The sequence below is a fragment of the Nonomuraea sp. NPDC001831 genome, from assembly GCF_042892035.1.
Taxonomy (GTDB): Bacteria; Actinomycetota; Actinomycetes; order Streptosporangiales; family Streptosporangiaceae; genus Nonomuraea.
Genome location: NZ_JBIATU010000006.1, coordinates 229,706 through 248,931 on the forward strand (window position 1 = coordinate 229,706; position 19,226 = coordinate 248,931).

Annotated in this window: 20 protein-coding genes; 11 read left to right on the top strand and 9 right to left on the bottom strand. The window is 73.6% G+C overall.

Annotation, left to right across the window (positions count from 1 at the left end; translation table 11 throughout):
* Positions 1-7: 7 nt before the first annotated feature.
* Both ACFYYW_RS21700 and ACFYYW_RS21705 read left to right on the top strand, forming a co-directional pair.
* Complete coding sequence (locus ACFYYW_RS21700; protein WP_387650862.1) at positions 8-1,198, top strand: acyl-CoA dehydrogenase family protein; 1,191 nt, start codon at positions 8-10, stop codon at positions 1,196-1,198.
* Positions 1,195-2,277 carry a phosphotransferase family protein gene (locus ACFYYW_RS21705; protein WP_387650863.1) on the top strand — a complete coding sequence of 361 codons (1,083 nt, stop codon included), beginning with the start codon at positions 1,195-1,197 and terminating at the stop codon, positions 2,275-2,277. Before ACFYYW_RS21700 ends, ACFYYW_RS21705 begins: the two co-directional genes overlap by 4 nt.
* Positions 2,278-2,366: 89 nt before the next feature.
* On the opposite strand, the gene ACFYYW_RS21710 is transcribed toward ACFYYW_RS21705, so the two are convergent.
* Complete coding sequence (locus ACFYYW_RS21710) at positions 2,367-2,942, bottom strand: TetR/AcrR family transcriptional regulator (protein WP_352327736.1); 576 nt, start codon at positions 2,940-2,942, stop codon at positions 2,367-2,369.
* The gene (locus ACFYYW_RS21715) at positions 2,939-3,358 is read right to left on the bottom strand and encodes a hypothetical protein (protein ID WP_387650865.1); all 420 of its coding nucleotides are present in this window, start codon (positions 3,356-3,358) and stop codon (positions 2,939-2,941) included. Before ACFYYW_RS21715 ends, ACFYYW_RS21710 begins: the two co-directional genes overlap by 4 nt.
* A gap of 55 nt (positions 3,359-3,413) precedes the next feature.
* On the opposite strand from ACFYYW_RS21715, the gene ACFYYW_RS21720 reads away from it, so the two are divergent.
* From ACFYYW_RS21720 to ACFYYW_RS21740, 5 genes are read left to right on the top strand one after another with little or no spacing between them, the layout of a single operon-like run.
* Entirely contained in the window at positions 3,414-4,094 is a 681-nt protein-coding gene (locus ACFYYW_RS21720) for a class I SAM-dependent methyltransferase (protein WP_387650866.1), read from the top strand.
* A 50-nt stretch (positions 4,095-4,144) separates the two neighbouring features.
* Entirely contained in the window at positions 4,145-4,915 is a 771-nt protein-coding gene (locus tag ACFYYW_RS21725) for a hypothetical protein (RefSeq protein ID WP_387650868.1), read from the top strand.
* On the top strand, positions 4,912-6,042 hold the full coding sequence (locus ACFYYW_RS21730; RefSeq protein WP_352327732.1) for a hypothetical protein: 1,131 nt from the start codon (positions 4,912-4,914) through the stop codon (positions 6,040-6,042). The genes ACFYYW_RS21725 and ACFYYW_RS21730 overlap by 4 nt, the downstream gene beginning before the upstream one ends.
* A complete protein-coding gene (locus ACFYYW_RS21735) occupies positions 6,030-7,466 on the top strand; it encodes a hypothetical protein (protein WP_387650869.1) in 1,437 nt (478 codons plus the stop codon). The genes ACFYYW_RS21730 and ACFYYW_RS21735 overlap by 13 nt, the downstream gene beginning before the upstream one ends.
* Positions 7,457-8,740, top strand: coding sequence for an AAA family ATPase (locus ACFYYW_RS21740; protein WP_352327730.1), 1,284 nt, complete (start codon positions 7,457-7,459; stop codon positions 8,738-8,740). Before ACFYYW_RS21735 ends, ACFYYW_RS21740 begins: the two co-directional genes overlap by 10 nt.
* Before the next feature lie 23 nt (positions 8,741-8,763).
* On the opposite strand, the gene ACFYYW_RS21745 is transcribed toward ACFYYW_RS21740, so the two are convergent.
* Entirely contained in the window at positions 8,764-9,711 is a 948-nt protein-coding gene (locus tag ACFYYW_RS21745; protein WP_387650871.1) for a GNAT family N-acetyltransferase, read from the bottom strand.
* Between the two features lie 68 nt (positions 9,712-9,779).
* Between ACFYYW_RS21745 and ACFYYW_RS21750 the strand changes: the two genes are divergently transcribed.
* Complete coding sequence (locus tag ACFYYW_RS21750; protein ID WP_387650873.1) at positions 9,780-10,100, top strand: STAS domain-containing protein; 321 nt, start codon at positions 9,780-9,782, stop codon at positions 10,098-10,100.
* Here the strand turns inward: ACFYYW_RS21750 and ACFYYW_RS21755 are convergent.
* A complete protein-coding gene (locus ACFYYW_RS21755) occupies positions 10,081-11,655 on the bottom strand; it encodes an MDR family MFS transporter (RefSeq protein WP_387650874.1) in 1,575 nt (524 codons plus the stop codon). The two genes, ACFYYW_RS21750 and ACFYYW_RS21755, sit on opposite strands and share 20 nt — an antisense overlap.
* 100 nt (positions 11,656-11,755) lie before the next feature.
* Here ACFYYW_RS21755 and ACFYYW_RS21760 point away from each other — a divergent pair, with 100 nt between their 5' ends.
* The gene (locus ACFYYW_RS21760) at positions 11,756-12,304 is read left to right on the top strand and encodes a helix-turn-helix domain-containing protein (RefSeq protein WP_352330794.1); all 549 of its coding nucleotides are present in this window, start codon (positions 11,756-11,758) and stop codon (positions 12,302-12,304) included.
* Between the two features lie 91 nt (positions 12,305-12,395).
* Complete coding sequence (locus ACFYYW_RS21765; protein WP_352330793.1) at positions 12,396-12,827, top strand: ATP-binding protein; 432 nt, start codon at positions 12,396-12,398, stop codon at positions 12,825-12,827.
* 189 nt (positions 12,828-13,016) lie between these two features.
* On the opposite strand, the gene ACFYYW_RS21770 is transcribed toward ACFYYW_RS21765, so the two are convergent.
* Positions 13,017-13,394 carry a hypothetical protein gene (locus ACFYYW_RS21770; protein WP_387650876.1) on the bottom strand — a complete coding sequence of 126 codons (378 nt, stop codon included), beginning with the start codon at positions 13,392-13,394 and terminating at the stop codon, positions 13,017-13,019.
* A gap of 58 nt (positions 13,395-13,452) precedes the next feature.
* Positions 13,453-14,412 carry a Ppx/GppA phosphatase family protein gene (locus ACFYYW_RS21775; RefSeq protein ID WP_352331440.1) on the bottom strand — a complete coding sequence of 320 codons (960 nt, stop codon included), beginning with the start codon at positions 14,410-14,412 and terminating at the stop codon, positions 13,453-13,455.
* Positions 14,413-14,576: 164 nt separating this feature from the next.
* Here ACFYYW_RS21775 and ACFYYW_RS21780 point away from each other — a divergent pair, with 164 nt between their 5' ends.
* On the top strand, positions 14,577-15,845 hold the full coding sequence (locus ACFYYW_RS21780) for a glycosyltransferase (RefSeq protein ID WP_387650878.1): 1,269 nt from the start codon (positions 14,577-14,579) through the stop codon (positions 15,843-15,845).
* On the opposite strand, the gene ACFYYW_RS21785 is transcribed toward ACFYYW_RS21780, so the two are convergent.
* The 3 genes from ACFYYW_RS21785 to ACFYYW_RS21795 all read right to left on the bottom strand — a co-directional run bounded on the left by ACFYYW_RS21785 (position 15,815) and on the right by ACFYYW_RS21795 (position 19,185).
* Positions 15,815-16,714 carry a hypothetical protein gene (locus ACFYYW_RS21785; protein ID WP_387650880.1) on the bottom strand — a complete coding sequence of 300 codons (900 nt, stop codon included), beginning with the start codon at positions 16,712-16,714 and terminating at the stop codon, positions 15,815-15,817. The two genes, ACFYYW_RS21780 and ACFYYW_RS21785, sit on opposite strands and share 31 nt — an antisense overlap.
* A gap of 61 nt (positions 16,715-16,775) precedes the next feature.
* On the bottom strand, positions 16,776-17,663 hold the full coding sequence (locus tag ACFYYW_RS21790; RefSeq protein WP_387650882.1) for a hypothetical protein: 888 nt from the start codon (positions 17,661-17,663) through the stop codon (positions 16,776-16,778).
* A gap of 49 nt (positions 17,664-17,712) precedes the next feature.
* Positions 17,713-19,185, bottom strand: a complete 1,473-nt coding sequence (locus tag ACFYYW_RS21795) for a hypothetical protein (RefSeq protein ID WP_387650883.1) — start codon at positions 19,183-19,185, stop codon at positions 17,713-17,715.
* Positions 19,186-19,226 lie beyond the last annotated feature (41 nt).

The following is a 19,226-nucleotide window of genomic DNA, read 5'->3' on the forward strand; positions in this document are numbered from 1 at the left end:
TCACCCCATGAGCTTCGCCGTACCGGAGCACGTCCGGCCGATCCGCGACGCCGTGCGCGCGTTCATGACCGAGCGCGTCGAACCGGCCGAGGAGGTGCTGCACGAGGGCGGGCCGCGGGCCGCCGCCACCATGGCCGGGCTGCGGGACGAGGCCAGGAAGGAGGGCCTGTGGGCGCTCGGCCACCCGCGCGAGCTGGGCGGCGGCGGGCTGCCCTTCCTCGACTACGTCTACGTCAACGAGGTCCAGGGCCGCAGCGAGTACGGGCAGCTCGCCCTCGGCACGTTCACGCTGCAGGACTCGCTCATGCTGCACGAGCACGCCTCCCCGGGGCAGCGCGAGCGCTACCTGGAGCCGCTGGTGCGCGGCGACATCTCGCCCAGCTTCGCGATGACCGAACCGGCGGTCTCCAGCAGCGACCCCACCCAGCTCACCACCTCCGCCGTGCTCGACGGCGACGCATGGGTGATCAACGGGCACAAGTGGTTCACGACGGGCGCGTCGGTGGCGGCGTACACGACCGTGATGTGCCGGACCGAGCCGGACGCGCCGCCCCACCGGGCCTTCTCCATGATCCTCGTGCCGACGGACACGCCCGGCTACACGATCGTGCGCGAGACCCCGGTGCTCGGCCTCGGCGGCGCGCACTGCGAGGTGCGCTACGAGGACGTGCGGGTGCCGGCCGCGAACCTGCTGGGCGAGCGCGGGCACGGCTTCGCCATCGCCCAGCGGCGGCTCGGGCCCGGCCGCATCTTCCACTGCATGCGCTGGCTCGGGCAGGCGCAGCGGGCCTTCGACCTGATGTGCCGGCGGCTGCACGAGCGCACCGCCTTCGGCGAGCCGCTGGCGGCCAAGCAGCTCATGCGGCAGCACGTGTTCGACTCCTACACCGAGATCCAGGCCGCCCGCCTGCTCACGCTCCAGGCCGCCGAGGCCGTGGACGCCGGCTCGCAGGCCCGCGTCGAGATCGGCGCGATCAAGGTGGTGGGGGCGCGCATGCTGCACAACGTCATCGACCGGGCCGTCCAGGTGTACGGCGCGGCCGGCCTGACCCCCGACACGCCGCTGGACCGCATGTACCGGCACGCCCGCGCCGCGCGCGTCTACGACGGCCCCGACGAGGTGCACATCGACGCGGTCGGCCGCCGGCTCCTGGGCGCGTACGCGGCCGGCGGCGCCTGGGAGTTCGGCCCGCGATGAACCGCGTCGAGGCGATCGCCCGCGAGGTGTACGGCCCGGACGCGGCCGTCCCGTACGCGGTCAGGCTGACCGGCGGGGCCTCCAGGGAGACCTGGGCCCTGGACGTGGTCGTCCCGGGCGGCGACCGGCACGAGCTGGTGCTCCGGCTCGACGGGCCGGGGGCCGCCCTGGAGGCGGGCACGGGGCTGGCCGAGGAGGCGCGGCTGATGCGGGCGGCGGCCGAGGCCGGGGTGCCCGTCCCGCACGTCGTCGCCGCCGGCCCGCCCACCAACCCGCCGGCGGAACCGCCCGCCCAGCAGCCCACCGGGCCGCACGCCAGGTCGTACGCCGGGTCGTACGCCGGGTCGCACGCCGGGCCGTACGCCGGGCCGTACGCCGGGCCGTACGCCGGGCCGTACGTCCTGATGAGCCGGATCCCCGGCGAGACCATCCCGCGCCGGATCCTGCGAGACGAGGCGTACCGGGAGGCCAGGCCGAAACTGGCCGCCCAGTGCGGGCGGGCGCTGGCGGCCATCCACCGCATGCCACTGTCGTGCCTGCCAGAAACCGCGTCCGCGCCACAGGCCGTGCCTGCTGACCCGCTGCGCCGCTGGCGCGACGTGCTCGACCTGACCGGCCAGCCGCACCCGGTGTTCGAGCTGGCCCTGCGCAGGCTGGCGGCCGACCGGCCGCCCGCCGCCCCGGCGGCCGTCGTGCACGGCGACTTCCGCAACGGCAACCTGATCGTCGGCCCGGAGGGCGTCAGGGCCGTGCTCGACTGGGAGCTGGCCCACGCCGGCGACCCGCTGGAGGACCTGGGCTGGCTGTGCGTCAAGGCGTGGCGGTTCGGCTCGCCGCTGCCCGTGGGCGGGTTCGGCGGCTACGCCGAGCTAACCGCCGCCTACGAGGAGGCCGGCGGCCGGCCCGTCGACCTCGACGCGCTGCGCTGGTGGGAGACGTTCGGGGTGCTGAAATGGGGGATCATCTGCGTCATGCAGACCATGCGGCACCTGCGCGGCGGCGCCTCCTCGGTGGAGCTGGCCGCCCTCGGCCGCCGCGCCTGCCAGAACGAGTGGGACCTGCTCGGCCTGCTGACCTGACCTGACCCGACCTGACCTGACCCGACCTGACCCGACCTGACCCGACCTGACCTGGCCTGACCTGGCCCGGCCGCCCGTCCGCCGGGCTCTCAGCCTCCGGCGACGGCTGCCGCGATCACGTCGACCAGCCCCTCGACCACCTGCGCGCGGTCGACCTCCGGATGCTCCAGCCACCAGTCGCCCGTCGTCTGCACCATGCCGACGAACGCGTGGCCGAGCACCTGCGCCCGCACCGGGTCGGCCACCACCCGCTCGTCGGCCAGCACCCGGCCCAGCTCCTCGCCCAGGCCGCGCACGAGCGAGGTCATGTGGGAGCGGATGCGGGTGTCCTCGGCGCTGGCCCGGTGGAACAGGAAGCGGTAGAGGTCGAGGTTGGCCGAGATCAGGTCGAGATAGACGCCGATGGCGGCGCGGGCCCGGGCCCGCAGGTCGGTGCCGGGCCCGGCGAACTGCGGCCGGAGCTGGGCGATGACCGTGCGCACGTGGCGGTCGGCCAGCGCCTGGTACAGGCCGCTCTTGTCGCCGAAGTGGCGGTAGAGGACGGGTTTGGTGATGCCGGCCTCGGCGGCGATGGCTGCCATCGACACCTCGGGGCCCTCGGTCAGGATGGCCCGGTCGGCGGCGTCGAGCAGCGCCCTGCGCCGGTCGGGGTCCCGTCTGCTCATCTGCTCAGGATAGATCGCAGACGACGCGGCAGCAGCGCCGAGAAGACCAGTAACGCGCCGGTGTAGGCGTACAGGCCGGTGGCCCCGGCGAGGGTGCCGGGCGGCTCGGCCCACGGCGGCTCCCACAGGCCGGGCAGCGCGCCCGCCAGGCCGATCGCGGCCCGCAGGTCGAGGGCGAACAGCACGCCCGCCACCGCCAGCGGCAGCCCGCAGGCCAGCGCCGCGGCGGGCCAGGCGGCCAGCAACGCGACGATCAGGGCCGCCGCCGCCAGCAACCCCGGCCCGGCGGGGGCCGGGGCGAAGGCCGCCTGCCCGGCCCGCAGCGCTCTGGCGCCCGCCTCGGTCAGGTAGTAGACGGGGGGAACGGCGGCCAGGCCCACGCCGACGCCGATCAGAACTCGTACCTCACCGGTCACAGAGGCCATCGTCCCCCGCTCACGGACGGCTCACGCGGCGGTTAGCTTTTTGGTCATGAAGAACAGCGGAACAGGCCCAGGCGCCATCACCCCCGACGGATCCCCTGTCGAGTTCTACACCCTCCTCCAGCCCGGCCGCGACGCCGACGTCGTCCTCCAGGAGACCCCGCCGGGCGGGTCCGTCCTGGAGCTGGGCGCCGGCGTCGGCAGGGTCACCCACGCGCTCGTCAAGGCCGGGTTACAGGTCGTGGCCGTGGACGAGTCCGCCGAGATGCTGGCGCACGTGCGCGGGGCCGAGACCGTGCACGCGCGGCTCCAGGACCTGCGGCTCGACCGGCGCTTCGACACCGTCACGCTGGCCTCCCAGCTCGTCAACGTCGTCGACGTGGAGGTCAGGCGATCCTTCCTGGCGGCGTGCGCGCGGCACGTCAAGCCGGGCGGGGCGGTGCTCGTCCAGTGGATGACGGCCGAGCGGCACGACGCCTGGCGGGCCGGCTCGGGCAGGAAGAACGGCGACGTCACGATCACCCTGGCGGAGGTCGAGCAGATCTCCCCCGGCGTGTTCGCGGCGACCATGCGCTACGAGCACGGCGACCGGGTCTGGACCCAGTCGTTCACCTCGCGCCGCATGACCGATGACGAGCTGGCCGACGCCCTGGCCGCCGAGGGGCTGCGGCTGGAGCGGTTCCTCACCGAGGACCGCACGTGGTTCCTGGCCCGGCCCTTTACATCGTAGATTTCGGTGCAAATACTGGGAAATACTGGAACTGTTGATACCCTCGCGCCATGAGTGACCCGCTGGACGAGCTGGAGCGGCGGATCGACGGGCTCCGGGCCGGCGTGCGCAAGGCCATGCGCGTCAGGGACGGCGCGACGGCCCGCGTCCTGCGCGCCGAGCTGCGCGCCGCCGAGCGGGCCTGGGACGCCCTGGTGAGCGGCGAGCAGCCGCGCGCCAGGACGGCGGGGCCCCGGCTGGTCACCGTGCGCGAGCAGGTGCACCAGGCGCTCGCGCTGCTCGGGGCCTGCGCGCAGCCGCGCCTGGTGGTGGCGGTCAGCGGCGCGTTCTTCGCCGGCACCATCCGCAGCGCCCAGCTCACCAGCCTGCGCCGCGACGAGGAGCGCTCGTTCCGGTCCACGCCGCACGGCAGGCCGTACTACCTGTGCGCGGCGCTGACCGACCGCCTCTCCCCCGCCCGCGGCCTGCTGACGCTCAGCACCTGGCCGCTGGAGCGGCGGGTGGTCGGCCCGCTCAGCCCCCGCGTCGACTTCCTGACCTGCGCCATCGCGGTGGCCTCGCACGACAGCGACGACGAGCGGGCCCTGCGCTTACTGGCGCGGATGGCCAGGAACGTGCCCGGCGCCACGGCCGCCGACCTCGGCCCGCCCGACCGCCGGCGGATCGCCGAGGCGGCCAGGGCCGAGCTGGCGGTGCACGCAGAACGCGACACGCGCGACCGCGCCGAGCTGGCACGACGCGCCACATCCCAGCTCGGTGACGTGGCCAGGCTCTTCGGCGCCGCTACGCTGGGCACGATCAAGGAGGAGACAGTGACGTGAGCGGCTTGAGACGCGAGGACGGCCCGGCCCACCGGCTCGACGCGCTGCGCGGCACGACGCCGCCCAAGCCGCACGACGCCAGAGCGATCGCGGCCCTGGCCGCCAACCCCGGCTGCACCCGCCGGGCCCTCATGGACGGCGCCGGCGTCGACAAGGACGCCGCGGCCCGCCATCTGGGCTTCCCCGCGCCGTTCGGCCAGTCGCCGTTCGCGATCACCCGTGGGAACGCGTTCGAGGCGCTGGTCAAGGCCGACGGCTGTGCCGAGCTGCTGCGCCTGCTGCGCGAGGTGCTGCACCTGCCGGTCGCCGAGGTGGCCTACCACGACGTGGAGAACGTCGGCGCCCACCTGCGCCACACCCACACCCGCGCCCTGTTCGACCGGGCGGCGCGCGGCGACCAGGACGCCGGCACGCTGTTCGACCACCCGCTGCTCAGCCTGGAGATCGCCGGCCACACCGCGTTCCTCGAGCCCGACGTGGTGGCCTTCCAGCTCGGCGGGCGGTTCCACGTGGTGGAGATCAAGTCGTTCGCGGTGGTCGACGGGCAGGCCGAGCCGGCCGCGGTGGCCGCCGCCGCCCGCCAGGCCGCCGTCTACGTGCTGGCGCTGCGCACGATGCTGGCGGAGCTGGGGCACGACCCGCTCACCGTCTCCCACGACGTGGTGCTGGTGTGCCCCGAGAACTTCGCCAACCGGCCGGTCGCCACCCTGGTCGACGTGCGCAGGCAGCTCGCCGTGCTGCGCCGTCAGCTCACCCGGATGACCGGCCTGGACCGGCTGCTCGCGGCGCTGCCCGACGACCTCAGCTTCGACCTGCGGCCCGGCGAGGACGGCCGGCCCACCCGCCCGGTCGCCGAGCTGGCCGACGCGCTGCGCAGGACCACCGCCCGCTACGCGCCCGACTGCCTGTCCGCGTGCGACCTGTGCTTCTTCTGCCGCGACGAGGCCCGCCAGGAGGGCGCCTCCGACCTGCTCGGCCGCCAGGTGCGCGACGAGCTGGGCGGGGTCGCCTCGGTGGCCGAGGCGCTGGGCCTGGCCGACGGCCTGCGCGACCCGGCCGACGGCCAGGAGGAGATCGCCGGCCTGCTCCGCAACGCCGAACGCCTGCGCAGGGAGTGCCTCAGTTGAGCCTGCTCACCTCGCTCGCCCGGCTGCGCGCCCTGCGGGAGGGCATCGCCCAGCCCGTCGCCACGGTCCGCCACTGCCACGTCAGCGCGCGGCCGATGGTGTTCATCCCGCTCAAGCTGTCGGGCGAGGCCGCCGCGCCGCTGGCCGCCATGCTCGGCACCGACCGCGACCGGCCGCGCCTGCTCGTCGTCACCCAGCCGCGCAACCGTGAGCTGCGCTTCGCCTGGGCCGCCGAGCTGGCCGGGGTGCTGCTGCCGTACGTCGAGGAGTTCACCGCCGACACCGAGACGGTCGAGCGCAAGAACGCCGACCCCTACGAGCGGGCGCTCGACGCGCCGCAGCTCGTCCTGCCGAACCAGGCGGGCGTCGGCTTCACCAGGCTGCTCGGCCGCTCCACGCGCTTCCGCAGGCCCGACGGGCCCTACCCGGTGCCGCCGGAGGTGCCGCTGCTGGGCCGGTGGCTGACGTACTTCGCCGAGCGGGCCGCCTTCCCGGGCTCGTCGCTGACGCTGGCCGCCACCGAGGAGCTGGGCCGCCACTGGGCCAGCGGGCAGAGCGCGCTGGAGGACGCCAACCTGGCCGCGCTGCTGTCCTGGATCACCCAGGGCCCTTCCGACGACGCCGAGGACCCGCTGATCTGGCCGCCCGCCGGGCCCGCGACCGATCCCGGCTTCGACGCCGAGGTGCTCGCGCCGGCCATCGACAGCGAGTCGCCCGAGCGGGTGGCCGAGGCGCTGCGCACCCAGCTCGAACCCACCTGGCGGCTGATGTGGCAGGCGCTCGACCTGCTGGCCGGGCTGGAGCCGGGCGCGAGCGTGGCCCAGCGCTGGGAGCAGGACCGCGGCTCGTTCAGCGCCATGGCCGCCCACATCGCCGAGGGCGCGCCGCCGCAGGCCAGGCGCGACGGCGCGGTGGCCGCCGCGGCCAAGCTGGCCCGCATGGAACGTGCCCAGGCCGCCTACGACGTGCAGCGCGCCTACGACGACCCGCTGGTGATGGCCGAGTACCGGCTGACCGGCGAGGCGTTCGCCGGCGAGGTGGTCGAGACCGTCCCCGACAACGTCGAGGGCGAGGGCCGCTCGCGCAAGCTGCGTCCGCTGGTGGTGCTCAAGACCGACGACCCGGTACGCCTGCCGCCCGGCGCCTCGCTCGGCACCCCGCAGCGCCGCGGCCAGGGCGCCGAGCTGGTGGAGGCCCACAACGGGCTGGTCACCCTGAAGATCACCAAGGGCATGGGCCGGGGGAAGACGCCCGCCCCCGGCGCCGTGCCGGAGATCGGCGAGCGGGTCTGCTACACCTCGCTGACCGACGACTTCCAGGGCTCGCCGGCGCTGCCCGAGGCCGAGGCCACGCCGTGGACGCACGGCGGGCCGCCGCAGGAGTACATCCCCGACGACGAGGACGCCCAGGAGGAATGGTCGTGAGCGAGAGCCCGGAGCAGGTGATCGCGAACGTCCTGGCCGACCTGCCCAGGAACCGCGGCGTCGTGGTCGACTCCCCGCCCGGCGCCGGCAAGTCCACGCTGGTCGTGCGGGCCGCCGCGCACATCGCCGCCACCGGCGAGCCGCTGATGATCGTCGCCCAGACGAACGAGCAGGTCGACGACCTGGTGGCCCGCATCTCCGACAAGCACCCGCACCTGAAGGTCGGGCGGCTGTCGGCCGGCGGCTACGTGCCCCACCCGCGCATGCTGGAGCTGGCCGGCGTCACCGTCGGCACCAGGATCCAGGACCTCGGCGACCCCGACATCGTCATCGCCACGGCCGACAAGTGGGCGTGGATCTCCGGCCGGGTGTGGCCGTGGGCCATCGTGGACGAGGCGTACCAGATGCGCTCGGACAAGCTGCTGCGCATCGCGGGGCTGTTCGAGCGGGCGCTGTTCGTCGGCGACCCCGGGCAGCTCGACCCGTTCTCGATCGTCGACGGCGACCGCTGGTCGGGGTTGTCGTGGGACCCGTTGCAGAGCGCGGTGGCGGTGCTGCTGCGGCACAACCCGGAGCTGCCGGTGCACCGGCTGCCGGTGTCCTGGCGGCTGCCGGCCTCGGCCGCGCCGGTGGTGTCGAAGGCGTTCTACCCGTTCACCGGGTTCCGGTCGGGCACCTCGGCGGGCGACCGGCGGCTGGAACTGACCGCCGGCGGCATGGGCACCGTGCACGACCGCGCGCTGGAGGAGGCCGCCCGGTCGGGGTGGGCGCTGCTGGAGCTGCCCGAGCGGCACACCGTGCGCACCGACGGCGAGGCCGTGCAGGCCGTGGCGCTGCTGGCGGCGCGACTGCTGCAGCGCGGCGCCGTGGCCGCCTCCGAGCAGGGCGAGCGGCCGGTGACCGCGGACCGGATCGCGGTCGGGGCGGCCCACCGCGACCAGGTGGCCGCGATCAGGAACGCCGGGCTGCCGCCGGAGATCACCGTGGACACCGCCAACCGTCTCCAGGGCCGCGAGTACGACGTGACGATCGTGCTGCACCCGCTGTCGGGCCGGCGCGACGCCACCGCCTTCCACCTGGAGTCGGGGCGGCTGTGCGTGCTGGCCTCGCGCCACCGGCACGCCTGCGTGATGGTGGCGCGGGCGGGCATCGCCGAGCTGCTGGACGCCCACCCCTCGGCCGAGCCGGTGCAGCTGGGGGTGCCGGTGAAGTTCCCCGACGGCTGGGAGGCCAACCAGTCGGTGCTGGAGCACCTGGCCCGCCACCGCGTCTAGCGGGAACCGGTGACGGGACGGCGTCAGAGGCGGCGCCGCCAGACGTCGATGGCCAGCACCCGGCGCATGCCCGCCGACTCGTACAGGCCCAGCGCGGGGGTGGTGTTGTTGCTGTCCACGTGCAGGATCGTGCCCTTGCGGCCCCTGGCGGCGTCGGCGGCGAAGGCGTGCCGGAGCAGGAAGCGGCCCAGGCCCCGGCCGCGGAAGCGCGGGTGCACGGCGAGCGTGGCGACGTAGCCGCAGTCTTCGTCGGGGACGAACTGGTTGCTGCCGATCAGCACGCCGGCGGGCTCCCCGTCGATCCTGGCCAGGGTGAGCTGGCTCCAGTCGGTGACGCTCATGGCCTGGCGGCGCTCGTACCAGTGGTCGTAGTCGACGGAGACGAAGCCGAAGTGCTCGGCGAAGCCGATCTGGTGCACCGCGTGCGCGGCGCGGCGGGTCTCCTCGTCCTCGCCCGAGTGCAGGGTGAGGCCGGGCGGCGGGGCGGGCGGCTCGACCGGGGGCGTGTGGTCGGCGCGCATGCGGTGGAAGCTGGTGCCGGGCTCGAAGCCCTGCTCCTTGGCGTAGGACTGCTTGTCCTGGTCGACGCGGTAGATGCCGATGTCGAGGGTGACGCCGTCGTGGCCGCGCTCGGCGCCGAGCTCGCGGGCGCGGGCGGTGACCGCGCGCCACAGCTCCTGCCGCAGGTCGTCCAGGCCGTCCGGACCGTCCAGGCCGGGGCGGGTGATGACCTCGATGTTGACCAGGTCGCTGTCGCCCACCCGGCAGGCCCAGGCCCAGCCGGTCAGGCGGCCGGTCTCGTCGCGGGCCAGCCAGCCGTCCCTGTCGAGGTCGAAGCCCGGCTCGGCCAGCTCGTCGGCGATGTCGTCGAGCGTCATGTCGGGCGACCCGATGACGTCGGTGTCGTAGGCCGCGACCAGCTCGTGGATGGCCGCGGCGTCGTCGACCCGGGGACGGCTCAAGATGTGCATGGGGAGGATTGTGCACACTTCGCCACCCCGGCGCCTCCCATTTTTCCCGGGGTGGCTAGGCTGGCCTGGTGGTCGACAGGAAGCCGCTGCACATCGAGGTCGCCACCACCGGCGCGGCTACCGTCGCGCTCGCCCTCAGCGGCGACCTCGACTACGAGTCCGTCAGCCGGCTGGGCGACCTCCCCATCCCGGCGGGCTGCACCGCGATCGACGTCGACCTGTCCCGGCTGACCTTCGTCGACTCCTCCGGCCTGGCCGGGCTCGTCCGCCTCCAGCTGAGGGCCGCCGACGCCGGCGCCGAGGTGCGGGTGGTGGCGCTGACGCCCTATCTGCGCAGCCTGTTCCTGCTGACGGCGATCGACCGGCTGTTCAGCCTGCCGCCGGGCTGACCGCCTCCTGCGGGGCCGCCTCCGCGGGAGCGCCGCCGCGCAGCGGGATCTCCTTGATGAAGGCCGCCAGCAGCGGCACCACGACGGCGAAGGCGATGGCCCACCAGAACACGCCGGAGATCGAGGTCGCCAGCGACTCCAGGATCCCGGTGCGCATCTGCGCGGGGAGCTGTTCGAGCTGCTTGGGGTCCATCCTGGCGCCGCCGCCCGAGGTCATGCGCTCGGCCGCCTGGGCGCCGAAGCGGCCGGTCAGCTCCGACAGGTAGTGGTTGTTGAAGATCGCGCCGAACAGCGAGACGCCGAACGAGCCGCCGATCGACCGGAAGAACGTGGTGGCGCTGCTGGAGACGCCGAGGTCCTTCTGCTCGACGCTGTTCTGCGCGATGAGCATGGTGGTCTGCATGAGGAAGCCCATGCCGAGACCGAGCACGGCGATGTAGAGGCCGGTCTGCCAGGAGGCCGTGTCGACGCCCATCGTGGACAGCAGCCACATGCCGGCGGCCATGCCGACGCCGCCGACGATCGGGTAGACCTTGTACTTGCCGGTGCTGGTGATCGCCTTGCCGACGAACAGCGACACGACCATGGCCGAGGCCATCATGGGCAGCAGCAGCAGGCCGGAGTTCGTGGCCGTGGCGCCCTGGACGGTCTGCTGGAACAGCGGCAGGAAGTTGATCGCGCCGAACATGGCGAAGCCGAGCAGGAAGCCGATGCCCGAGATCAGGGTGAAGTTCCGGTTGCGGAACAGCTGCAGCGGCATGATGGGCTCGGCCACGCGGCGCTCGACCACGATGAAGCCGGCCAGGAAGACCACGGCGACCGCGATCAGGGTGAGGATCTGCCAGGAGCCCCAGGTGTACTCGTTGCCGCCCCAGGTGGTGATGAGCACCATCGCGGTGATGCTGACCGACAGCAGGACCGCGCCCGCCCAGTCGATGCGCACCTTGTTGTGCGTGCGCGGCAGGTGGAGGTTGAGCACGAGCAGCACCAGCGCGACCGCGCCGACCGGCAGGTTCACGTAGAAGGCCCAGCGCCAGTCGAGGTGGTCGGTGATGAAGCCGCCGACCAGCGGGCCGGCGATCATCGCCAGCGACATGACGCCGGCCATGATGCCCTGGTACTGGCCGCGCTCGCGGGGCGGCACCAGGTCGCCGATGATGGCCATGACGTTGACCATGAGGCCGCCGGCGCCGAGGCCCTGGATCGCGCGGAAGGCGATCAGCTCGGTCATGCCGTCGGCGGGGCCGCCGAGCATGGCGGAGCCGGCCATGCCGCACAGCGCGGAGCCGATCATGAAGATGACGACCGAGGTGAGGAAGATGGTCTTGCGGCCGTACAGGTCGCCGATCTTGCCCCAGATCGGCGTCGAGACGGTCGTGCCCAGGACGTAGGCGGTCACCACCCAGGACAGATGGGTCAGGCCGCCTAACTCGCCCACGATGCGCGGCATGGCCGTGCCCACGATCATGTTGTCCAGCATGGCCAGCACCATGGCCAGCATCAGGCCCGGCAGGACGACCATGACCTCGCGGCGCCGTCCGACTGCCTCCGCCACTGCACACCCCCAGCTTTGATCTTGCTTACTTGCCGACCGGCAAGCTTAGAATAAGCTAGATACTTACTTGCCGACCGTCAAGTCGAAATCAAGGTGCAAAGTGCGGGAAGACACGCGGGCGCGGATCCAGGAGATCGCGCTGAAACTCTTCACGGAGCAGGGCTACGAGGCGACCTCGCTGCGCGAGATCGCCGAAGAGCTGGGCGTGACCAAGGCCGCGCTGTACTACCACTTCAAGACCAAGGAGGACATCATCGGCAGCCTCGTCGACCTCCGGGTCGCCGAGCTGCAGGAGCTGCTGGAGTGGGCCAGGAACGCGCCGAAGACCCCCGAGACCCGCCGCGAGCTGCTCGAGCGCTACGCCGAACGGCTGCGCCAGCCCCGCTACCTGGCCGTCGCCCGCTTCCTGGAGAGCAACCAGACGGCGATGCGCAACCATCCCCAGCTCGCCAAGATGCGCGACACGATGATGGAGCTCACCGCCGAGATGAGCGACGCCGGCGCCACGCCCACCGAGCGCATCAGCCGCTCGCTGGCGCTGTTCGCGCTGCACGCGGGCAAGTGGCTGTCGATGGCCGGCGAGGGGCTGACCGAGGAGGAGATCGACAAGGCGTGCATGGAGGTGGCGCTGCGGCTCGTGGAGCAGTAGCGACCCCTGGGGCACTTCACCGGCGGACGGACGATTGGCGCGCGGAATCCGGGGCAGAAGGCTCGCACGCATCCAGACGGGAGGAGACGCAGTGGAGGCGACGATAGCGCTCCGACTGCCCAGGGATGCGGCGAGCGTCCCGCTGATCAGGCAGATGCTGGACGGCACGCTGCGCTCGCTCGGCGTCGAGGCCCAGATTCGCGACGACATCGAGTTGATGCTGACCGAGGCGTGCGCGAACGTGGTCAAGCACGCGGCGCCCAGCGACGACTACACCGTCAGCGCCTGCGTGTGCGACGACCTGTGCGTCATCAAGGTCGTCGACACGGGGGGCGGTTTCGATCCGAACAAGGTGATGGAACCCGGCCCGGGGGCCGAGCACGGCCGCGGACTGCAGATCATGCGCGCGCTCGCCGACGACATCCGGTTCACCAACGTGCGCGAGAACGGGGCGATGGTCTGCCTGGAGAAGAAGCTGCGCTTCGCCCCTGGGGCGGCGGGACAGCATCTCATCGCCAGGTGACCCGCACACCGGGGCCGGGGCGCCCCGGCTTCCGCGGGCCCGGCCCTTTAAAGTTGGGTTCGCACAGGTGGGTTGCGGGGACGGGGGGGGGCGGGGGGGGGGCGGCCCCCCCCCCCCCCGCCCGGCCCCCCCCCCCCCGGGGGGGGCCGCCCCCCCCCCCCCCCCCCCGGCCCTTTCACTGTTCGTTCCTCACTGGTCGTTGCCGGAGACGGCGGTGGTGGTGAGGCCGGAGGGCCTGCGAACGCGGGCGCTCCGGCCGGGACGGCTCACGTCGGGACGCCGGTCGCCCCCGCGGATCACGGGCGCGAGCCGGAGACGGCGGCTCACCAGGGGCGTGCCGCCGCTCAGCTTCGCCCGCAGCCGCGCGGGCGCCTCGGGGGCGCTGAGTTTCAGTGTCAACCGTGCCCCTCGGCGGGTCAGCCGCCGCCACAACGTGTGCCAGTCCACCATCGTTCCGGCCAGCGCGGCCATCGCCAGCATCGCGACCACCGCGATGACCAGGACGGCCAGGACGATGAGGACGAAGACGATCACCAGGGAGCCGATCGTACCGAGGACTGTCAACATTGGGCGAAAAGTGCCCGCTCACCAGCGAATTATGCCAATTTTTTGGGATATATCGGCCTTACTCGGCAATCCCCGTCGACTGGTCCAGCCGTCCGGGCAGGAGGTCGAGCCGGCGCAGTATCACGCCCTCGCGCAGCGCCCACGGGCACACCTCCAGCCGCTCCACCTCGAACAGGTCCATGGCCGCGTCGGCCACCAGCGCCCCGGCCGCCAGCTGCGCGGCCCGGCCCTCCGACACCCCGGACAGCTCGGCCCGCTCGGCGGAGCTCATGCCGGTCAGCCTGGCCGCCCAGGACGCCATGTCGGCGCGGGAGAGGGCGCGCGAGACGTACGGGCCCTCGCTGGAGGCCGCCGCGCCGGCGATCCTGGCGAGCTGCTTGAAGGTCTTGGAGGTGGCCACGGCGCGGTCGGGCTCGCCGTACCTGGCCACGTCGCCGACCGTGCGGGCGATCTCCGTACGGACGTGCTTGCGCAGCTTGCGCACCTCCTCGGCGGAGGGCGGGTCGCCGGTGAACCAGTCGCGCGTCAGCCGCCCGGCGCCGAGCGGCAGCGACACCGCGACGTCGGGCTCCTCGTCCACCCCTGCGGCGATCTCCAGCGAGCCGCCGCCGATGTCGAAGGCCAGCAGCCGCCCGGACGACCACCCGAACCACCGGCGCACCGCGAGGAACGTCAGCCGGGCCTCGTCGCGCCCGGACAGCACCGCGATGTGCACGCCGCAGCGCTTGTCGATCTCGGCGAGCACCTGCTCGCCGTTGGCCGACTCGCGCACGGCGGAGGTGGCGAAGGCGAGCAGGTCCTCCACCCCCTTGTCCTCGGCCAGGCGCACCGCCTCCTCGACGAACGCGCCGAGCCGTTCGATGCCCTCGGGGGCGAGCCTGTTGTCCGCACCCAGGTACTGGGTCAGGCGCAGCTCTTCCTTGTGGGAGTAGGCGGGCATGGGCCGCGCGCCCCGGTGGGCGTCGACGACGAGTAAATGGACGGTGTTCGAGCCGATGTCCAGCACGCCTAGTCGCATGGGAAAACGCTACCGGTCTGCGGCTTTTCGGGCGAAGCCGGATCTGCCCCGGCCGGGCGGGGCAGATCCGGGCGGCCGTCACCGGGCCGCCGCGCGCCCGTCGAACACGCCCGGCGGCCGGACCGGGCACACGGGCTTCCGCCGCGCGGCCATAGTCTGATCGCATGTCACGAACCCTGCGACTGCTGATCACCGGCGGCGGCACCGGCGGTCACACCTATCCGGCCCTGACGACCCTGTCGGCCGTCCAGCGACGTCAGGTGCCGCACGACGTGCTGTGGGTGGGCACGGAGAACGGCCTGGAGGCCCGGATCACGGCCGAGCACGGCATCCCGTTCAAGGCGATCACCACGGGCAAGCTGCGCCGCCGTCCGAACCTCAAGGAGCTCGGCACCAACATCGCCGACGTGTTCCGCATCCCCGTCGGGGTGTTCCAGGCGGTGGGGCACGCCGCCCGCTACCTGCCCGACGTGGTGCTGTCCACCGGCGGGTACGTGGCGGTGCCGATCGGCGTGGCGGCCAAGCTGATCCGCCGCCCGCTGGTCATGCACGAGCAGACGACCGTGGTGGGCCTGGCCAACCGCATCCTGGCCCGGCTGGCGACCCGGATCGCGCTGTCGCACGAGTCGTCGCTGGAGTACCTGCCGCCGTCGGCGCGGGCGAAGGCCGTGGTGACCGGCAACCCGGTGCGGCCGGAGCTGCTGCAGGGCAACCGGGCGGCGGCCTACGACCTGTTCGGGCTGACGTTCGAGGTGCCGCTGATCTACGTGACCGGCGGGGCGCAGGGCAGCAAGCAGATCAACACGCTGATCGCCGAGATCCTGCCGCGGTTGCTGCCGCACGCGCAGGTCGTCCACCAGTGCGGGCCGGCCTGGATCGACCAGATGCGGGCGGTCGAGGTGCCGCCCGGCCTGGCCGACCGTTACCACCCGGTGCCGTACGTGGGGGCCGAGCTGCCCGACCTGTTCGCCGCGGCCGACGTGGTGATCTCGCGCAGCGGCGCGGGCACGGTGTCGGAGCTGACCGCGATCGGCAAGCCGTCGCTGCTGATCCCGCTGATCCCGACCGGCGGCGACGAACAGCGCAAGAACGCCGGCTACCTGGTCTCGGCGGGGGCCGCGCGGGCGTTGCTGGAGCCGCGGCCGACGGCCGAGCAGCTGCTGGCCGAGCTGATGCCGATGCTGGCCGATCCTGGGCTGCGCGCGGCGATGGGGCAGGCGGCGGCCAAGCTGGGCCGCCTCGACGCCGCCGACGCCCTGTGCGACCTGCTCCTGGAGGCCGCCCACGGCGGAACCCACCCGCCGCACGCCGCCGGCTCCCCCGCGCCGCACGGTCAGGCCGGTCAGGCCGGTCAGGCCGGTCAGGCCGGTCAGGCCGGTCAGGGCTTCGGAGTCCAGGGCGGTCAGGGTTCGGGAGGGCCCGGCTCCAGGTAGCGGAAGGCCTCGTGGGCGGAGCTGACGCTCCGCCTCAGCGCCTGGTCCAGGCGGTCGGCGTCCTCGGTCAGGCGGGTCAGCTCGTCCATCGCGGCCTCGCCCGCGCCGGTCTCGGCGACGAGCTCCTCGTACTCGTGCAGCCGGGCGCGCAGCTCGGCGATCTGCTGGCGGGCCCGGTAGGCGCGTTCGGCCTCGGCCACGTTGGCGGCGTACCGCTCCAGGGCCTCCACCCGGGCCACGACGGCCTGCTCGCTGCTGTCCAGCGCCCTGGTGAGGGGTTCGGCCACGGCCGCCACCTCGGGCGCGCTCTCCCCCGACAGGGTCTGCCGGTGCCGGGCGCGCAGGCCGGACAGCTTGGCCAGCAGGCGGGCGATCTCCCACTCCTGGGCGGGCAGCATCACCGCGTTGCGCACGTCGTCCAGCAGCCCTTCGAGGTTGACCCGCGACTGCGACACCGTGGCGACCGCCCGCTGGGCGCGGCGCAGCAGCCTGCGCGAGGACTCGTCGAGGTCGTCGAGGAGCACGTACCGGCCCTCGTGCCGGACGGCCTGGGCGTGCACCCGCCGCTCGTGCTCGGCCTCCTCCCCCTCCGGCGTCTCGGTGCGGACGAACGTCACGATCATCAGCGGGATGGCGAGCAGCACGAGCAACAGCGGCCCCAGCGAGCGGCCGAGCCCTCCGGCGCCCAGCAGCAGGCCGAGGCAGACGGTCGCCCCGCAGACCGCGCCGAGCCGCCAGTACGGCGCGGTGGGCAGGCCCGGCCCCTCCGGGACCCAGCCCCTGCGCGTCCTGAGCAGCAGCCGCCGGTTGTCCCTGAGCAGGCGCGCGTCGGCCGGCGGCACGCCGGGATCGACGATCACGTCGGCCATGATGTCGGATCGGATGGGGATTCACCTCCTGCGAGGGCGGTTCCGCCCGGCCACCGGCATGTCAGCTCTCCAGGTACCGGAACGCCTCGTGCGCCGACCGCACGCTGCGCCGCAACACCTGCTCCAGGTGGTCGGCGTCCTCGGCGAGCCGGTCGATCTCCGGGACGGCCAGCGCGTCGGCGCCGGTCTCGGCCAGCAGCTCCTCGTAGCGCGGCAGGCGGGCGCGCAGCTCCTCGATCTGGCCGCGGGCGTGGAAGGCGCGTTCGGCCTCGGCGACGTGCCCGGCGTAACGTTCCAGGGCCTCGACACGGGCGATCATGGCGGCCTCGCTGGTGGCCAGGGCCCTGTCCAGCGGCTCGATCACGGCGGCCACCTCGGGGGCGACGCCCCTGGACACCAGGGCGGCGTGCTCGGCGCGTAAGGCCGACAGCTTGGCCAGCAGGCGGGCGATCTCCCACTCCTGGGCGGGCAGCATGAGCGCGTTGCGGGCGTCGTCGAGCAGCCCCTCGGCGTTGACGTGCGAGCGCAGCACCGAACCGATGGCCCGCTGCGCCCTGGTCAGCACGTCCGCGGCGGCCTGGTCGAAGTCCTCGGGCAGCAGGTAGCGGTCCCGGTACGGGCGGGCCCGCTCGTACACCGCGCGGTCGCGCGACACGTCGTGCTCGGGCAGCTCGCTGATCGACGCGATCTTGACCAGGACGATGAAGACGAACGTGCCCAGCAACGTGAACCCGGCGGCCGGGTGGGACAGGGCCAGCAGCACGGCCATGAGCGCGACCACCCCGGGCGTGGCGGCCAGCAGGGCGAGGCTGGAGACGTTCCGGCACCGGCCCGGGCGCGCGTCGGCCGGCGGCACCCAGCCCGACCGGATCCTGGACAGCAGCCGAGCGTTGGCCCGCAGCATCCCCGCGACCTCCGGAGGAACCTCCGGATCGACGACCACACCCACGCTCTGTCCCGGCACCTTGGCGCCCCCAACGCTCGTGATGCAGTGGATATTACGTATTTTTTCGCAAGGATGTCAGCCTCTGAAAGGTCAGGACCGGAAACCCCCAGGTCCGTGGTCCCGCCCCCGCGACGGCCCCGGCGACGGCCAGAGCGGCGGACACGCAGGCGAAGGGGATGGCGGGCAGGACGTACCGGTGGTCGAAGTCGAGGGCGGCCACCGGGGCCACCAGCAGGAACGCCGCCATGGCCCACGGCAGCAGGGCGGCGCGGCGGCGTCCGGCCGAGCCGAGGCCGCCGGCCAGGAGCAGCACGCCGAAGACCGTGCCGTGCAGGAACCAGGGGTAGGGGTAGGCGGCCAGGATCGAGGCGTACGGCTCGACGGAGCTCATGCCGCGGATGCCGGGGTCGTACTCCGAGCGCACCTTCGCGACGAGGGGCTGCTGCTCGGGCAGCGGCCAGGAGCCGCGGGGGAAGGTGGTGGACGGGTTCATCCGCCGGGGGTGGGGCACCGGCGACCAGGTGAAGGCGAGTGAGGTGTCGCGGGCCACCTCGCGCAGGTAGTCCAGCGGCTGGGCGGCGATGGCACGCAGCGCGAAGGACCTGGCCAGGTCGTTGTGGGCGAACCGGTCGCCCGGCAGCCGGTTGAGCGAGGCGCCGGGGGCCCAGACGTACTCCGAGGCGGCGTCGGCGACGGTGCCGTTCGGGCAGAGCGGAGCCTCGGCGGGCGGCGGCTGGATGATCGAGCAGTCGGCGAAGGTCATGGTCCTGGCCCACAGGGCGACGCCGTCGGAGCCGCTGAGGGCGAACCGGCCGTGGTGCTGGGCGTACCAGCCGGCGTAGGCCGCCAGCGGCAGGGCGCCGGCCAGCACCAGCGCGGCCACCCGCCGCCAGGGCGCGCGGCGCAGCACCAGCCAGCCGGCCGCGAGGGCGAGCAGCGGCACGGCGGCGGTCCTGGTCAGCCCGGCCAGCGCGAGCAGCAGCCCGGCCACCGCCGCGGCCCGCGCCGACGGCACCGCGGGCAGGCCGCGCGGCGCGCCCGAGGGGGCCCGGCGCCACATCAGCACCACCAGCGCGGTGGTGATCAGGAAGATGACCTGGAGGTCCGACAGCACGGCGTGCTCCAGCCGGACGAAGGACGGGTCGAACAGCACCGGCACGGTCGCCAGGGCGGCCCCCCAGCCGGGCAGCGAACGGCGGCGCAGCAACGCGTAGATCATCACGCCGACCCCGAGCCCCATGGCGTGCTGCACCCCGGCGACCAGCTCCACGCTGTGGAAGGGCCGCAGGGCCCACAGGAACCAGGAGTACCCGGCGGGGTGGAAGGCCGCCTGCGGCCGCAGGTGCACGGCGGTGTCCAGGTACGTGAAGGAGTCGTACCAGTACAGCTGCGCCGTGTCGTACCCGAGCATGACCAGCACGCGCAGTGCGGCGGCCAGCGCCAGCGCGCAGGCGAACAGCCCGTGGCCGCGCGGGCGGCGCGCGGCGGGCGCGAGCGGACGCGTCCCGGCCAGGGTGGCTGCCATGATCTCTCCCCCGTGGCCGACCGGGCCGGTCCCGGTCGTCA

Excerpts from the sequence above, each read along its gene's own strand:
- ACFYYW_RS21700 (WP_387650862.1), top strand. The coding sequence starts at position 8 with ATGAGCTTCGCCGTACCGGAGCACGTCCGGCCGATCCGCGACGCCGTG.
- ACFYYW_RS21705 (WP_387650863.1), top strand. The coding sequence starts at position 1,195 with ATGAACCGCGTCGAGGCGATCGCCCGCGAGGTGTACGGCCCGGACGCG.
- ACFYYW_RS21710 (WP_352327736.1), bottom strand. The coding sequence starts at position 2,942 with ATGAGCAGACGGGACCCCGACCGGCGCAGGGCGCTGCTCGACGCCGCC.
- ACFYYW_RS21720 (WP_387650866.1), top strand. The coding sequence starts at position 3,414 with ATGAAGAACAGCGGAACAGGCCCAGGCGCCATCACCCCCGACGGATCC.
- ACFYYW_RS21725 (WP_387650868.1), top strand. The coding sequence starts at position 4,145 with ATGAGTGACCCGCTGGACGAGCTGGAGCGGCGGATCGACGGGCTCCGG.
- ACFYYW_RS21740 (WP_352327730.1), top strand. The coding sequence starts at position 7,457 with ATGGTCGTGAGCGAGAGCCCGGAGCAGGTGATCGCGAACGTCCTGGCC.
- ACFYYW_RS21745 (WP_387650871.1), bottom strand. The coding sequence starts at position 9,711 with ATGCACATCTTGAGCCGTCCCCGGGTCGACGACGCCGCGGCCATCCAC.
- ACFYYW_RS21770 (WP_387650876.1), bottom strand. The coding sequence starts at position 13,394 with ATGTTGACAGTCCTCGGTACGATCGGCTCCCTGGTGATCGTCTTCGTC.
- ACFYYW_RS21775 (WP_352331440.1), bottom strand. The coding sequence starts at position 14,412 with ATGCGACTAGGCGTGCTGGACATCGGCTCGAACACCGTCCATTTACTC.
- ACFYYW_RS21780 (WP_387650878.1), top strand. The coding sequence starts at position 14,577 with ATGTCACGAACCCTGCGACTGCTGATCACCGGCGGCGGCACCGGCGGT.
- ACFYYW_RS21785 (WP_387650880.1), bottom strand. The coding sequence starts at position 16,714 with ATGGCCGACGTGATCGTCGATCCCGGCGTGCCGCCGGCCGACGCGCGC.
- ACFYYW_RS21795 (WP_387650883.1), bottom strand. The coding sequence starts at position 19,185 with ATGGCAGCCACCCTGGCCGGGACGCGTCCGCTCGCGCCCGCCGCGCGC.